Here is a 13,968-nt window from a genome sequence, read left to right as displayed (position 1 = left end):
AGGGTGCAACGGCCCAATAGATTTCCGAGGATCTCAACACCCAGGGCTGGTCACCCGCAAAAAATTCCAGGTTTGACGCGCTAATCGTTCAAAAGCTCCTCGAGCGAAAAGGCCTCGTGAAAAAGCGGCCGATCTGGTCAGGTCACGTGCCCCATCGTGACGACGACGAAGTGACGTTGGAGGAACTCTCGGAAAAGCTTGGCGTCCATAGGCAGACCGCCTACGACTGGCTCAGACGCGGAAAGTTAAAAGGGCGTCTCGAGAAAGTTACAACAAATCTGGCTTGTCAGCCTGTCTCAGGCCTCAACAGGAACCTCATCAGGAGAGTCATCCTGGCAAAGCAATTGAAATGGCAGTCTCAAAACTCAAGGCGCTCTTGCGAAAGCGAGCCGCCCGCAGCTTCGATATGATCACTCACGCCATCGGCGATGTTATCAACCTCTTCTCCGTCGCAGAGTGCTAAACTTTTTCAAAGCGGCAGGATATGAGGCCTAATAAACGAGACATGCTTTGATTCAGGGCTGTGGCTCTCGCCAAGGCAGAGGGTGAATAGCTTAGCGGCCGCTGCCTGTCGCTGATGTTCACCGGCCTCGTTCTCGCATGCGCTCCAGGGGTCGATTAATGATCGGCCGAACATTTTCCTTATTCGGATTGTCATCAGGATTCCCGCGCCATACCCCGTTATCCGGAGCCTGCCTCGATACCTGATCTTGCAGTCTTATCTCCACCAAAGCCCGAAGGTGCTCCCCAGGTACGTCTTCGTGGATGGGGAAATCAGGTATTTTGTAGGTATTTGTGCGCCTCTCGGCTCCGAAAGCCGGCATCAAATCCGACCTCCGGCTCCTCGCCACCGGGGGCGCGTGTTCGCTCACAACCTCGCCCGAAGATGGCAATGGCCGGACAGCGGTTTCATCGTCATGGATTCGAAATTCGCTGGGTGCTGAGCTGTCCGGGCTCTCAAACCTTCGACGACGAGATGGTGGTGCGCTATGTTCGTCGGCATCGCTTTCGTAGGCGTTGCGGTTGCGCCTGACACCGCGCGCGGTTGCTGGACTTGATCCGGGCAAGAGTGGCAATGGCATCTCCGCTGCTCCATCTCTATTCTCGGATCTCTCCGGACTGCCAAGTCTTCGGAGCCGAGAAGGCGAGATTTCGTCCGCGTCGCTTTCGGGGGTAACCCGACCGGAACGGATACCGTTTATGACGGGCGGGCTTGACCCGAGCGAGACTGCCGGACTCGAAAAGTTCGAGGGGATTTCGGGAGAACTTGCCCAGAGCACCTGATCTTCATCGCGTGAGGCTGCTAAACGTTCGTCAAGTAAACGGAAATTGCGTTCAACTACGTCATCTAGCAGGATTTTCATTGCTGAAAATAGCCTCGGTCGGGTTCTTGCCAGATCAGTCGCCAATAGTTTAGTTGCCATCTCTATATTAGTTGAAGATATCTCTTTTTTAACCTGAAATCCGTTCTCGTCTATATCGTCTCTGAATTGATATCTCTCATTAAATACTGATTCTTTGTACGATGTACGAATATATACATTGTTAAGATATATTAGGTAATCGTCCTTCATCTGCAGTGCATCGTGTGCGCTGATTGATTGCCCTAAGTAAGGCGCTGCTGTTCTATCTTGTAATTCTCTCAGAGGTTCGCGGCTCAGGGGGAGAGGTTCGTTTAAACTCTCAGCACACAATTCTGCCGAGACAGTTACCCCTGTAGTAATCTCTTCTACCCATATCTTATTTAACCGATCCAGCATGGTCGCGCGATTTGATGTCGCTAGTTCCCCTACACCCACATGTGCGTCCAAATGCTCGTTCATCGTGTTGAAATATAGTCTAAGATCATCTTGGAGCTGTGCCCCATACTCGCTGCTCTTCGGCGAGACAAGAAGGCCACCCCACGCTTTAACTATGAATCTCTTTAAATCTCTGTCTGTTTCGGGGTCGAGTTCGAGAGGAACAAACTGCAGATGACTGTTACGCGAAAACAGTTGGCGGACCTGCACGGCAAATATAAATCTGTCCATCGCGTCGGGCTGTTCGTCACTGCTCATGATGTAAAATACCTAATCTACTGATGGATATCTGGCCGCTCGTTTAGCGGGATTCCCGATCCCTATCACCGGGACGACCATTTATAATTGAGCTTCTAGGGCCCTCGCGGATCGCTTCCGTGATGTCCGGACCACCATATTTTACCGGAAGCAATGTCGGGAGCTCAGACGGCGGGGCAGTTCTGTTCGGAGGGGGAGCAATTTCCACAACCGCGGGCCTTGGAGCCGTAAAGGTCGCTACAGTGGCCACTCCAGTCACCGACCCAACGGAACTGCGACTATCGCGCGACAGAACCGAACTCATGCTGCTGCGGCTATCAATGCTGCTGTTGAGCAATGTGGACCCTGTCGAAGATCTGTCACCTTCGCTCCATGGCTGGCTTACCACGGAACTTGTCGAACCTCGGGATCCTACCGCGGTCGATGCGGTCGAGAACCTGCTGGGCGGCATTGGTAATTGCGCCGACGTCAATGGCCGGGAAGCTTCAGGCGGAGGAATTTGATTAAAAAAATAGAAGGCCTCCATTTCCTCCGGCCTAACCCTAAAAAAGCCGGGTTCGGTGGTCGAGGCTGGCCGGCCGTCGGGCAGCGTTGCTTGTGGATGCTGTGTGTCCGACCTAAAGGGTTCCGGTGGTAAACGCTGGCGTGGCAAGGGTTGAACACCGCGCCCACGGTTGCCTTCAAGCGTTGCCAAGGTTTCCTCATGCACGTGAGGAGGCGGTCTAACGGCCGATGTCGAGTTTAAAGGCGCGGCGGCAGTGGTGGTCGGCGAAACCCAAGGCCAATGCCGGAGACCGGGCCCACGTTTACCTTCGAGCGTTGCCAAGGTTTCCTCATGGACCTGAGGGGGTGGCCTAACGGCCGATGTCTGGTTCCAAGGCTCGCTGCCGAAACGGTCGTGGACTCGCGTGGCATTGGCGATGCCTACCGAGCTTGTTTCGTCATTTTGGAGACCGGGCACTACGGGCGCCGTGCGCGGCCGGCTCGGGCTCAAGGGTGCGCTGATTTCCGGGCGTGGAGAAGAGGCAGACCATTGAAATGTTTGGTTGATGCGCAAAAATGCTCTCTTGAAGAGACCACGTATTCCGCCCTGTTCTTCTGCCATCCTTGTAAATCCTTTTTGTGATTGTCGATATGGCGGGGTATCTTATCGTTCGTCGGCGCGATCCTCCGACGCGCCCCGCGCATTCAACCTTAACGGGACGGCGCACGGGTGCGCAGATCATACTCCCGATGGCCGAGGCGGCCGCGGATCTCCAATTCCGGTGGTTTCGGCGGTTTTTCGCCAACGACACTTTCTCGCTGCTGGTTGATTTTGCTGCCGGCATCCGCGGCACCTGCATCCCGGTCGTTCATCATGGCCTCCTCCAGCAATGTTGGATCTTAAATATCTGATACTTTTCCCACGATTTATATTGAACGTATACTTCAATAAAGTTCCATTTGTAATTTTTCATCTAGAAATATGACTATTCCAACCCCATCGACTTGCTCGCATCCGAATTACGCTGCAGCGCGATAATCCGGTCGAGCAGTGCGCGTTGCGCGGCCAGCGCCTTCAACTCCGCCTCAGTCGGGCCGCTCGGGGTCGGATAGGGATCCTCATAGGCTGGATTTACAGGTCTTTTTGTTTCTTCATAACGCTCCCATTCGGAGCCGTTGCCACCCGAGCTTTCCGAAGCGCCGGCCGGCGCATCCGGCGGATGAGTTTCCTCTTCGTAATCAGCGTTCTGATATGCAGGAACGGGCGGGTACATCTGCGGAAGCTGTTCGCCGTTTGGATACTGACCTCCAGCAACGCCAGTGGATGGGACTTCTACCGGCGGTGCCGTCTGTTGGACCGTTGATACCGGCGCAATCAGTTGGCCACCCAAAGGCTCAGGTTCCGGCAAAGGCCCGGTCTGCGCCTCAAACAGGCGCTTGAGAATGCGATCCGAATAATACTTGACCTTATGCATCTTCAGCGGCGGCTGGCCTTTGATCAAAACGATCTGCGTCTGATCATCCATGAGGCGCACCTGTTCCGGCCGCATCAACGGCGCACCCTGGTTGGATATCTGAATATTGGTATCGAACATGTTACTTGTACTGTAAGACTTCGATCTTTCTCTATAGCTGTAGTCGCCGATGGCCTTTGAGATATAGTTCGGCGTTTCGTCATCAGCCGTCGCCATGAATACCTGGATCCCGGTATTGCTGAGAAAATTTTCCTTGCCCGCCTCTTCATAGGCGCCAGTCAGGGCCGCGAGGCTTTGAATGATGAACATGAAGCGGCCTTTGTAGCCGGCGATCGTCGTTACAGCGGTCTCGATCGATTCCAGCTTTCCGAGATGCTTGAACTCGTCGAGCAGGAAGAGCACTTCGAAGATTTCGTCCTTTTGCGGCATGCTGCGCTGCAGAATGGAAACGACTTGTTGGAAAAACAGGCGCACCAGCGGTGCGATGACTTCCAGATCATTCGGGCTGACACAAATGAAGATAGATGTGGGATCACGACGCAAGTCATAAATCGAGAAGTCAGACGTTACCGTCGCCGCCTTGATCCTGGGATCGGCCCACAGGTTCAGTCCTCCATCTCCCAGCACCGAAGTATAGGACGTCAAGATTTTGGTATCGTTACCCGCCATATTGTCGAAGATACGTTGAGCTTCAACGTTTTGCGTTTCTTCGGCGAGCTGCGCAAACAGCTTGTATTTCTCACCGGGCTGGGAAAACAGGTCGTATACGGCGCCGATCGACGGTGTGCCGCGCTCGATGCAGGCGAGAATACCTGCAACGAGCAGATCGCGAGCACCGTCGATAAAGCCCTCCGATCCCTTGCCCTTCGGTGCAATCAGATTATAGGCAAGGCGTCGTGTCTCGCTGAAGCGGCGCTCAGGCGGCATCTCGACGATATCGAGGACCGGGTTGTAGCTGTGGGTGCGTGCCGATGGATCGAACGGCGCGAACTTATACACACGGTCGCCGCGCGCCAAACGCGAGCGCGAGGTCATCTCGAACAGCTCCCCCTTCACATCGAGCGCAAGGATGGAACCGTCGAAAGTCAGCAGCGTCGGAATGACGATGCCGACACCCTTGCCGGCGCGCGTAGGGGCTACGACCAGGCTGTGGGGCTGGTCGCCATTGGTCAGATATCTTCCGAAACCGCGCGGGCCGCTGGTCTTGCCGAAGATCGGTCCATTGATCTTGCCATAGGGCTTGATATAGCCTGCCGCTGCCAACTCACCGAAACCGGCCCAGCGGGCCGTACCGTGATCGTCGTGCTGTCGCAAGACAACGATCGTGATGACCAGGGTGATGATCACGGCGGTCACCCCGATCGTCATCAATCCGCGGATGAAGACCGGCGTCACATAGCCCTTATGGAAAGGCGTTTCGTACCAGAACGACAGGATATCGAATTCGTCGATCGTTTGGGCGCTGATGCCACGCTGGAAGCCAGCATACAATGTGGCGAAGAATAAGCCCACGATCAGCGACAGCGCGAAACCATAGAGCAGCGTGTTGCGTTTGTTATGCATGTGGCTGATGCCCTTCCCGGCTACGGTCAAAGCCTTTCTGCAGCGCGCTTCTAGCCTCTGCCATCATCACCTCTTCTACGTTTGGAGTCCCCGGTGCCGTGCGGGCCCGTGCGCTTCCGCTTCTCGCCCTTTGCTTGCTCAGCGCCTGAATCGGCCCCGGATCTGGGTGAGTTGCCTGCCGATGCATCGATCGTATTGTCAAGCAACTCGGATCCGCCGCCGGAGCCTCCACTCGCAGATCCACCCGTTGCGGAATGACCCTCTGTCGATCGTTCCTCTGGCGTAGGCTCGCGCGAGTTTGTTGGCGTTGCATAATACAGGTCATTCGATGGATCCTGTTCGACGTAGCCAGGCGCACCGTTTGTGGCGTGCAGCGGCGCGGGTTCGCTGGCGAGCGCGTTGCCCTGCGATCCGGAACCACCGCCGGAGCCGCTGTGATGCGAGCTGCCCGTAGGAGCATTTGTCCCGGCTGGCTTGGGGGACGACCCGGCTGCATCGCCAGGCGCGTGTTCCGCGCGCGGCCGCCTGCGGCGTGAATGACCCCCGTCGGAACCCATTCCCGCACCCGGACCATCACCGCCCGAAGAGCCGGGGCCTCCACCTGCCTGTTGCCGCCGCACGGCATCGTCGCGGAAGATCTCCTCTGTCCGGTCTTCCCACTCTTCGCGGACGCCAACTCCGACGCCGGCCGCATCCGCAAATACCTCGTGTTGCTCGCGTGTAAAAGGCTGGGTACTCCAAGGGATCGGCACCCTTGCATCCGCCAGAAGGTCAATGCCTTGGATTTGTGCATGGTCAGCAAACCGTTGGCGCATCAGGTCGTAGTTGATGCGCTCATTGCGGTTGGCAAGCTTCAACCATTCGTGACCGGCGCTCAAGGCGCGCCGATTGAGGATGACGTGCACATGCGGATGTCCCCTATCGACGTGAAAACCCAGGATATAGGGCCTTTCGCCGGCGACCGCGCCATCACCGAACATTTCAGCCGCCCATGCTATGCCGGCGCGCTCTGCGGCAGCGTGATCGGTTCCAGGGGGAAAGCTTGCGACGATATGGGTCGTCATGTCCTGCTCGGGGTCACGTACCCCGGCCATTGCGGCCCAGCGCTCCGCCCATATCCTCAGCTCGTCGAAGGGTACGACGCCCCCGCCATACCGCTCTGAAAATCGAAGCCTGACCTGTCCCCTCCGGGCCAGATACTTGAATTGCGAGCAGAGGCGACTGACGGTGCGTGCTCCACCGCCGCGCACGACGTGAACTATTGCCTGCGATGCCATGGGAAATCCTCTTTAAGCCGAAATGACCGGGTTGAGCGCCTCACTTCGAAGCATCTTTGAGCTTCAGCCGGCCGTCGAGGCGTCGTTGGGAGACATTCAGCATCGACATCAAGGTGGCGTCGAGCTTGGCGAATTCATAACCGAATGCGGCTCGTTGCGCCTGAAATTCCTGCATGTCGACCCTGCCGCTTTGTGCGTAGGCGGCGTTCAGCTGATTGATGGCGTGGGAGATGTCACCGATCTCTCCTATGATCGTCTCCAGAGCCTGCTGGGTCCGGGCATCGAGCTCAAGGAAGCCGCCGATCTTACGTGCGGCTATCCGAAGGGCCATGTTGTTGGTAATACCCAAGGCGACGGCCTGAGCGTTGAAAGCTTCGAATTCCGCTTCACGCAATCGCACGCTGACAATCTTGTAGCCGTGCGGATCAGTCTGCTGCCCTCGGGTGCGTGACAGGGAAGTGGCTATCTCTTCCGGGAGAAGGGCGAGTTGTTTGTTGTGCATGGCAATAACCTGAAATCTGTTGGATGTAAAAATTCCACCGTCCAGTAAATTGAATGAATACGAGCAGTTTAATACCGTGACTGTGTCCTACCCATATAGTTTGCGTCAACGGTGGTTTGGATGGGTGACGCTGTATTACGTTACAGGTGAAACGTCGTTGCCGCCCGGCGAACTATTATGGCGGTTGAGCCGGCCGGATTATAAATGTACATATGAACAATATTACAGGTTTACATTGCGAAAATTACTCGCGCTTTGGCGAGGAAAGGGTTGTTCATGAAGCTCATTACATGCTGCTCCTTCAAAGGTGGTGCTGGCAAGACAACGGCATTGATGGGGCTATGCTCGGCATTGGCAACCGAAGGTAAGACGGTTGCGCTTTTCGAGGCTGACGAAAACCGGCCGCTCACACGCTGGAAGGAAAACGCGGTCACGCGCAATACGTGGGACCCGCGTTGCGAAGTGTTTACAGCAGATGATTTGCCCCTTCTCGAAAAAGCCTATGAAGTGGCGGAAGGGCGCGGTTTCGACTATGCCTTGGCCGATACCCATGGTGGGTCGAGCGAGCTTAACAATACGATCATAGCCAGCTCGAACTTCCTTCTGGTTCCGACCATGCTGACGCCGCTGGACGTCGACGAGGCGCTGGCGACCTATCGCTACATTATCGAGCTCCTGCTCAGCGAAAGCCTGGCAATTCCGACCGCCATCCTGCGTCAGAGAGTTCCTTTCGGCAAGCTGACCGCATCGCAACGCTCCGTCGCCGAACTGCTGACCGCCCTGCCACTGACCGATCAACCGATGTTCGAGCGGGATGCGTTTGCCGCGATGAAGGTGCGGGGCATGCTGCATCTCAGCATCCGCAATGTCGGCAACGACCCGGCCATGCGGCTGATGCTCCGCAATCTCGATGCAGCAATGGAAGATCTCCAGAACCTCTCCAAGTTTGTACACCAATCCTTAGAGGACTGAGATGGCGATCCGCAAACCCACCTTATCGGTGACGGAGGCGAGGCGTCTTTCAGTCGTGCGGTCAGCGGCTTCGCAGCAGATATCACAGCCGGACGGCGACGCGGCCGCACCGTCCGTTCCTCTTCCTGCGGCACCGGTCCCACACCCGAAAAAGCAGGCTCCCACTGTCAAACCTGTCGCCGCTCCTGCCCCGAACATAGGACGCAATCCGCCCAAGAAGGTCCAGGTCTTCGTTTCGGCATTCGTGCCGGCACCGAAAGTGTCTCCGGTCTTCGACATTCTCTGCAAGCAGTATCCTCCGCAAAAAGCGTTGCAGATGATCCTGCGCCGTGCGCTCGACGACTATGAGGAAATACTGACGGATGGTACCTTCCAGAAGAGCCCGGAGTCCTACCCGCCAGATACATCCGAGGCTCATGCGGTCCTTGTTCAGACGTCACGGATGATACCGGCAAAGCTCTTGAAGCTTGCCCGCGCCCACTTTGATCCGCTCGAGCTTGAGAGCGCCCGTGCTTTCGGCTTGAAGCTTGCTACGGCAGCCCTTGCCGCCTTTTTCGCTCGTGAATTCAAACGGTGATCGTGAAGGTCCTACGGATGTTTGGATCAGGCCGGGACGACACAGCCCCTCAAAGTGCGGATAAAGCCGAATAAGAATTACCTGTCATGATAGGTTGGCATACAAACCAATCAACGCCCGAACGTAGTTTTGCACAGCACATGACCATATATCCTGCAAAAGCTGGGTCTGAGGCAGGAAATGCCTGATCCTCTTGTCAAGCGGACATCGCAGGGCGTGGAGTGACATCATGAACCCGCATATCCATACGATCAGGGATTGAAACATTCAGCAGAGATATCGTTTATTCGCTCTGCTATATCTCCCGTAAATTGCTAAAATAGGGGCACACGATTTTTGTGGGTCTTTGAGATTTTCCATCCAGAAAACAATATGCGCAATTCGATCCGGCTAGCTCTGACGAGTTGTTGTCATACTCGTTCTCGCAAAAATCCCGGCCTCGGTTTTCCGTCATGTTGAATGCAGAAACGGTAACTGACTTCATCCTCAGGCGGTATCGCTGGTCTCCGCGGCGCCCACGTCGACCGCAGCGACGAGCCTCGCGTCAGGGCGATCCTTGTGGGCATCGTTGTTGAGATCGAATTTCTTTCGAATGTCCTTGGCAACGCCCATTTCCACCATCAGGCGGTAGTTGCGTTCGTCGTCGAACTGCTCCTGGGTGACCTTTTGCCCGGCGCAGGCAGCCGCCAGTACGTCGATGTTTTTGACGTCCGGGATCGCATGGTCTTCCGTGATACAGACCTCGTAACGCACGGGCACTTTCGAGGCTCCCTGGGTAGTCAATCGAATATTGTAAATATGCGTGAATCCGCGTTTGCACAGCAAGATGCTGCAATCCTCCTCAAGTTCGGAAGCGGAGCTGAGGAAAAAGTCAATGATCTTCGCAGACAATTCGCAATCGAGGATAATGAGGTTGGCCCTGCCCGCGCGAAGACTAAAATACCAATGCTCCATCTCCCATTGCAGCAGCAGCGCTTCTTGCCATAAAGCACCATCCATGTTGCCGATTGGAAGATGACTAAAACAGCAATCCTCCAGCCGCTGTTTCAGCAGCCGCGATTTCGCGGCCGCCTCTTGCGATGAAGCATCATCCATCCTGCCGTGATTGGAAATTGTGCTGCGATAAATGCGACAGTGTTCGGTGTATCGATTATCTTGAGGAGAAAGTTTGGTTTGCCGCGCGTTTGAGGAGTTGGAAGGCAGGGAAAGTGGCGGCCGGAGGCATGCTTTATAGGGGTGGTGGTGGGCTCCACCTGTATAGCCTCAAGGGGGTCGTGCCACGTCAGCCGAACACGCCACCCAAAAGCCTGCTGACGTGGCATGACGTAACAACCCTTCCGGTATTCACCACCTTTCAATGTATAAAAGCCGTCACGTCTCCTGCTTTTTGAGAAACACTTCGACACGCTCACCCACACAATCGTCCTCAAGCCCCACCAAGACTGACAGCCATAGCCGCAGCGCGCCAGCAAACTCATTCCGCTTCCAGTCACACAGGACTGAAGTACCATGGCAACTCCTCAACCGGCTCAACCGGCTCAACCGGCGTCGCCGTACGAACTCGTCGATCACGCACAGGAAGGCATGACGGAGCTGGCTCGGGTCTTTAAGCTGCTGGCCCAGAACCCCGCAGAGACAGGTACAGCTGGGAATGTCGTCGCCAACGCGTCGCTCTCGTTGAAAGACACCGGATTGATCTCGCTCAGGAAGGCATACCAAGGATGTGCAATCGTGAGTTATCAATCTGCCGCGCAAACACAGGCACCCACCTATCCAGTGGGCGTCGAGGCAGGAAATGTCATCACAATCTGTCCGCTTGGAGGAGATGATAAATTCTTCCGAAACAGGAAGGACTATTGGGTATCCGTGATGTTTCAAAAAGAAATGGTACCCGAGATGGCCGTGGTCATCGTGGAATCCGGGCAAGTTCGGGAAAGCACCGGCAGGGCCAGTTGGGTGATCTGCGGCGGGCCTGGCTGGATAGCCAAAATCAACGGGAAACCCGTCCCCACGCCTCCCCAGGCGGACTATAATTCCGAATCAATCCGCTTGGCATATAGCCTGGGTAAGGAGACGACCTCGGACAAGGAAAAAGCATTCCTCGCGGTTGTTAAGGGGATCGCTGGCTTCGAGATCACGAAGAGCGAATACGAGGTCGTGCCATTGATCGAAATGCTGCTAGGCAAACGTTCGAGCTATGCGGTTTTCAACGCGACATGGCCTATCATGGGACCCTGGATCGGGATCATGTGGGGAGCTCATTTCTTTGTGATGATCAACGGGCAGCCCATTAACGCCGACATGCTCCATCCGATGAACCCCAACGAATTGTTCGACCTCATCATCGCAACGCAAGCGGTAGGCGACCGCCATCTATACGACGGTGCGACCTTGCAAACTCTCATGAAAAAAATAGCGGCACAGGGTCAGTAAGAGAAAAGAGCAAGGACAGCTCGGGAAAAATGGTGAAAACCGGGTTTCAACACGCCGGCAGTTGGCACGCGCATCAAAACCGGGTTCAACACTCCGGCACAAAACCACCAAAAGGATCGGATCGATTGTCTTTTCCATAGCTAGCAAGTACCGCGGTTTATGAGCAAGAAGTTCACTGCAGCATCCCGCAAATGTCCGTGAAACGTATGCCTGATTTTTTGACCTTTTACGTAACGTCGCGCATATCAATCTCCTGAAATCAAGCCAACGATCGTGAGACATAACAGAAGTTCAGATGCGTCGCCAAAGCCGTTTACAAGTCGATATATCCTGCAATTCCGATATACTAAGATTGGCTCCCGCCGTCACCGTCATCTGCCGACGGTCGGCCTTTCCCACTCGCGCCTTATCGATCCGGCAGCACTTGCGCGGGAGGCGGAGGTGGATGCCATCAACCTCGAAATCTACCATTTTCCGAGCGGCGAGGCGCGTCAGCTTCATAATGGCGGCATCGCCGCCTTCCTGCATGTGCCACCTCCAGGCAGGCTTTCCAGTCTGAAAAGCTACGGTGTGGATGTCGAGGCAGACGTTGTCGCGTGGATTCGCGACGGTCTGCTCGATCAGCTCATCAGCAATGACGTGTCTCAGGTCGTGCGGCTCAAGGACGAAGCCAATGCATGATATCGAAGCGATTGTCGAAAAGATCGCCCGGAAAGCCGGCGGGCTGGCGCTTGAATATTTCGAATCCCTGGACAGGTTGCCGGTCGAGAGGAAAGGACATCTCGATCTGGTAACCGAAGCAGACAGAGCCGTCGAAGAGTTTCTGCTCGCGAATTTGAAAGCGGCTTTTCCGGAGGATGGCATCTACGGCGAGGAAGGAGGCGAGATCCCCGGTACATCCGGCCGGATCTGGGTCATCGATCCCATCGACGGCACGTTCAATTTCGTTCGGGGCGGCGAAAACTGGGCGATTTCGATCGGCCTCTATGAAAATCGCCGACCAACCTTCGGGGTGATCTTCGCACCCCGCTCGGGGCCTGATGCTGGTTGGTGGAAAATCGGTGCGGACGCGGCTGAACGGTAAACCGATGCAGCCCTTGCGTCCGCTCGACCTGTCGCAGGCGGCGATGGGTTTTGGCATACATCCCACGGTCTCCACCGAAGACCGGCTGGAGTTGATGCGGTTTATTTCGGATGAGCTGCGGATCGGCAACCCTGTCCTGATCTCGGTCGCGCGGGGGGAGACGGATGGCTATCTCTCGCTTGGGGATTCGAGCTGGGATGTGATGGCCGCCCTGCCGATCCTTGCCAATCTTGGCGTCTCTCACACAATCAACTGGGATAATACCGACCTCGCGCAAAAGCTTTGTTTTGCATGTGGTAGCGAGGAACTCGTAAGCCGAGTACGTCCATTGCTGGAAAATGTTTCAGCGGTCGCATAACAAGATGTTGCCGAACCTCCCGGCGCGCATCAAAAATCGGTTACGGGGCGGCGCACGCATCGGACCCCCGCGAGGGCTAAGCCCCGGCAAGGTCCCATGCGTGCGTGACAGTTCGAATGACATCTACGCACAGATGAATTGACCAAGGCATGAACGAATGAACGAATGCATAAACGTAGTTTCGCACATCACATGACCATATATCCTGCAAATTCAAAAGCTAAGTGGTCAAAAGCCGCAACAGCACACTTTTCACGTCATGGAAAACAGATAGGGACAAAAGATCGGGCGGTAAAATCAGATTATTCAATTTGGTTTGATAGGAAAACTTGATAACTCAAAAAACTCTTCCTCCCACACTCAATTCGTTTCCTGTGAATCCACGGTAGTCGGCTTTACCCGCCATAAGTTCGACGAACATCAGACGCTCCAAGAGCGTGTCCTTCGCTGGATCAAGTGGGGGACCGGATTTTCTTCGGGCAAGGCGGGGAACGGCGTTAGCTCCCATAAATCCTCAACGAATATCAGGAGTTCCACGGGCGGTGCTCTGGCGGGATCAAGAATGATCTCTGTGTCTCTAGCCCCCTCCCAAACATCGCTCCTGAGATGCACGTGCACCTTCGGCGGCTCGATGTCGATGCAGAATATATCGTCGAGTTCCATCAAAGTAAAGAGCAATCCCTCTTTGGTAGTCTTGTACCAAGAACTATCAGAACATCTCAAAACTCGGTCGAAGAAAACAATGTAGTCCCGGCGATGTCGTTGCCTAAGCTTCATAGAATAGGCGTCGTTAAGTCCGAAATCTTGTTGGCATCCGGAAGCTATGCCCACGAACGTTATGTCCTGGTACCTTCCCTCCATTGCCTCAATGTATACCAACAAATTATCTTGTTGTTCATGGTTATGACTTAGCAAAGGATAAAAAACTACCATCTGGGAAAACCGTGAGCGAAATTTTGGCTGTAGATCGGGAAAGCCTACCTGCTTGGCATTTTCAAGCTTGTCTTGGTCACCGTTAAGAGCCACGTCGCTCCACTTATAATAGCTCGCCATTGTGAAATCGTTGAGGAAGTAAAGAAATGTGTTAGTCGGGGTGTTTGACGACAAAAGGAGCGGACATCGCCCCGTTTTTATATCGGCCCCGACTGAGGCGGTCGCTCCGTGCCGGCCGGGGCCACGTCAGCATG

15 protein-coding genes and 1 pseudogene are annotated in these 13,968 nt (G+C 55.1%); 9 read left to right on the top strand and 7 right to left on the bottom strand.

Going from position 1 to position 13,968, the window contains the following annotated elements:
- Positions 1 to 116 precede the first annotated feature (116 nt).
- Both MOV63_RS33040 and MOV63_RS33035 read left to right on the top strand, forming a co-directional pair.
- Positions 117 to 410 carry a helix-turn-helix domain-containing protein gene (locus MOV63_RS33040; protein WP_405029348.1) on the top strand — a complete coding sequence of 98 codons (294 nt, stop codon included), beginning with the start codon at positions 117 to 119 and terminating at the stop codon, positions 408 to 410.
- Positions 344 to 495: pseudogene (locus MOV63_RS33035) on the top strand (IS630 family transposase); the annotation flags it as partial. The gene MOV63_RS33040 and the pseudogene MOV63_RS33035, both read left to right, overlap by 67 nt.
- 86 nt (positions 496 to 581) lie before the next feature.
- Here the strand turns inward: MOV63_RS33035 and MOV63_RS17985 are convergent.
- Complete coding sequence (locus MOV63_RS17985; protein WP_247035363.1) at positions 582 to 2,057, bottom strand: hypothetical protein; 1,476 nt, start codon at positions 2,055 to 2,057, stop codon at positions 582 to 584.
- A 242-nt stretch (positions 2,058 to 2,299) separates the two neighbouring features.
- Between MOV63_RS17985 and MOV63_RS17980 the strand changes: the two genes are divergently transcribed.
- Complete coding sequence (locus MOV63_RS17980; protein WP_247035362.1) at positions 2,300 to 2,560, top strand: hypothetical protein; 261 nt, start codon at positions 2,300 to 2,302, stop codon at positions 2,558 to 2,560.
- Between the two features lie 691 nt (positions 2,561 to 3,251).
- On the opposite strand, the gene MOV63_RS17975 is transcribed toward MOV63_RS17980, so the two are convergent.
- From MOV63_RS17975 to MOV63_RS17960, 4 genes are all read right to left on the bottom strand, one after another.
- On the bottom strand, positions 3,252 to 3,416 hold the full coding sequence (locus MOV63_RS17975; RefSeq protein ID WP_247035361.1) for a hypothetical protein: 165 nt from the start codon (positions 3,414 to 3,416) through the stop codon (positions 3,252 to 3,254).
- Between the two features lie 110 nt (positions 3,417 to 3,526).
- A complete protein-coding gene (gene virD4 / locus MOV63_RS17970) occupies positions 3,527 to 5,578 on the bottom strand; it encodes a type IV secretion system ATPase VirD4 (protein WP_247035360.1) in 2,052 nt (683 codons plus the stop codon).
- 50 nt (positions 5,579 to 5,628) lie between these two features.
- Positions 5,629 to 6,642 (bottom strand): relaxase/mobilization nuclease domain-containing protein, encoded by a 1,014-nt coding sequence (locus MOV63_RS33030; protein WP_405029349.1) that lies wholly within the window; start codon positions 6,640 to 6,642, stop codon positions 5,629 to 5,631.
- A 253-nt stretch (positions 6,643 to 6,895) separates the two neighbouring features.
- Positions 6,896 to 7,357, bottom strand: a complete 462-nt coding sequence (locus MOV63_RS17960; RefSeq protein WP_247035358.1) for a DNA mobilization endonuclease VirD1/MobC family subunit — start codon at positions 7,355 to 7,357, stop codon at positions 6,896 to 6,898.
- A gap of 276 nt (positions 7,358 to 7,633) precedes the next feature.
- Here MOV63_RS17960 and MOV63_RS17955 point away from each other — a divergent pair, with 276 nt between their 5' ends.
- On the top strand, positions 7,634 to 8,329 hold the full coding sequence (locus MOV63_RS17955) for a conjugal transfer ATPase VirC1 (protein ID WP_247035356.1): 696 nt from the start codon (positions 7,634 to 7,636) through the stop codon (positions 8,327 to 8,329).
- Position 8,330: 1 nt separating this feature from the next.
- A complete protein-coding gene (locus MOV63_RS17950; RefSeq protein WP_247035354.1) occupies positions 8,331 to 8,906 on the top strand; it encodes a VirC2 family conjugal transfer protein in 576 nt (191 codons plus the stop codon).
- Between the two features lie 486 nt (positions 8,907 to 9,392).
- Here MOV63_RS17950 and MOV63_RS17945 read toward each other — a convergent pair whose 3' ends face one another.
- Positions 9,393 to 10,001: a hypothetical protein gene (locus MOV63_RS17945; RefSeq protein ID WP_247035353.1), complete on the bottom strand. Its 609-nt coding sequence runs from the start codon at positions 9,999 to 10,001 to the stop codon at positions 9,393 to 9,395.
- Positions 10,002 to 10,415: 414 nt separating this feature from the next.
- Here MOV63_RS17945 and MOV63_RS17940 point away from each other — a divergent pair, with 414 nt between their 5' ends.
- The 4 genes from MOV63_RS17940 (at position 10,416) to MOV63_RS32825 (ending at position 12,781) form a co-directional block, all read left to right on the top strand.
- Positions 10,416 to 11,339 (top strand): hypothetical protein, encoded by a 924-nt coding sequence (locus tag MOV63_RS17940; protein ID WP_247035352.1) that lies wholly within the window; start codon positions 10,416 to 10,418, stop codon positions 11,337 to 11,339.
- A 441-nt stretch (positions 11,340 to 11,780) separates the two neighbouring features.
- Entirely contained in the window at positions 11,781 to 12,020 is a 240-nt protein-coding gene (locus MOV63_RS17935; RefSeq protein WP_247035351.1) for an agrocinopine phosphodiesterase, read from the top strand.
- Positions 12,013 to 12,423 (top strand): inositol monophosphatase family protein, encoded by a 411-nt coding sequence (locus tag MOV63_RS32830; RefSeq protein ID WP_309500837.1) that lies wholly within the window; start codon positions 12,013 to 12,015, stop codon positions 12,421 to 12,423. The genes MOV63_RS17935 and MOV63_RS32830 overlap by 8 nt, the downstream gene beginning before the upstream one ends.
- The gene (locus tag MOV63_RS32825; protein ID WP_247035350.1) at positions 12,401 to 12,781 is read left to right on the top strand and encodes a hypothetical protein; all 381 of its coding nucleotides are present in this window, start codon (positions 12,401 to 12,403) and stop codon (positions 12,779 to 12,781) included. Before MOV63_RS32830 ends, MOV63_RS32825 begins: the two co-directional genes overlap by 23 nt.
- Before the next feature lie 420 nt (positions 12,782 to 13,201).
- Here the strand turns inward: MOV63_RS32825 and MOV63_RS17920 are convergent, their stop codons facing one another.
- Positions 13,202 to 13,834 carry a hypothetical protein gene (locus MOV63_RS17920; protein WP_247035349.1) on the bottom strand — a complete coding sequence of 211 codons (633 nt, stop codon included), beginning with the start codon at positions 13,832 to 13,834 and terminating at the stop codon, positions 13,202 to 13,204.
- Between the last annotated feature and the right edge of the window lie 134 nt (positions 13,835 to 13,968).

Origin of the sequence: Neorhizobium sp. SHOUNA12A, from assembly GCF_023006505.1 — a bacterium.
In the GTDB taxonomy this organism is placed as follows: Bacteria; Pseudomonadota; Alphaproteobacteria; order Rhizobiales; family Rhizobiaceae; genus Neorhizobium.
This window is presented reverse-complemented; position numbering and strand designations above follow the sequence as displayed.

Coding starts and splice junctions, on each gene's coding strand:
- MOV63_RS17985 (WP_247035363.1), bottom strand. CDS start 2,057: ATGAGCAGTGACGAACAGCCCGACGCGATGGACAGATTTATATTTGCC.
- MOV63_RS17975 (WP_247035361.1), bottom strand. CDS start 3,416: ATGATGAACGACCGGGATGCAGGTGCCGCGGATGCCGGCAGCAAAATC.
- virD4 (WP_247035360.1), bottom strand. CDS start 5,578: ATGCATAACAAACGCAACACGCTGCTCTATGGTTTCGCGCTGTCGCTG.
- MOV63_RS33030 (WP_405029349.1), bottom strand. CDS start 6,642: ATGACGACCCATATCGTCGCAAGCTTTCCCCCTGGAACCGATCACGCT.
- MOV63_RS17960 (WP_247035358.1), bottom strand. CDS start 7,357: ATGCACAACAAACAACTCGCCCTTCTCCCGGAAGAGATAGCCACTTCC.
- MOV63_RS17955 (WP_247035356.1), top strand. CDS start 7,634: ATGAAGCTCATTACATGCTGCTCCTTCAAAGGTGGTGCTGGCAAGACA.
- MOV63_RS17950 (WP_247035354.1), top strand. CDS start 8,331: ATGGCGATCCGCAAACCCACCTTATCGGTGACGGAGGCGAGGCGTCTT.
- MOV63_RS17945 (WP_247035353.1), bottom strand. CDS start 10,001: ATGGATGATGCTTCATCGCAAGAGGCGGCCGCGAAATCGCGGCTGCTG.
- MOV63_RS17940 (WP_247035352.1), top strand. CDS start 10,416: ATGGCAACTCCTCAACCGGCTCAACCGGCTCAACCGGCGTCGCCGTAC.
- MOV63_RS32830 (WP_309500837.1), top strand. CDS start 12,013: ATGCATGATATCGAAGCGATTGTCGAAAAGATCGCCCGGAAAGCCGGC.
- MOV63_RS17920 (WP_247035349.1), bottom strand. CDS start 13,834: ATGGCGAGCTATTATAAGTGGAGCGACGTGGCTCTTAACGGTGACCAA.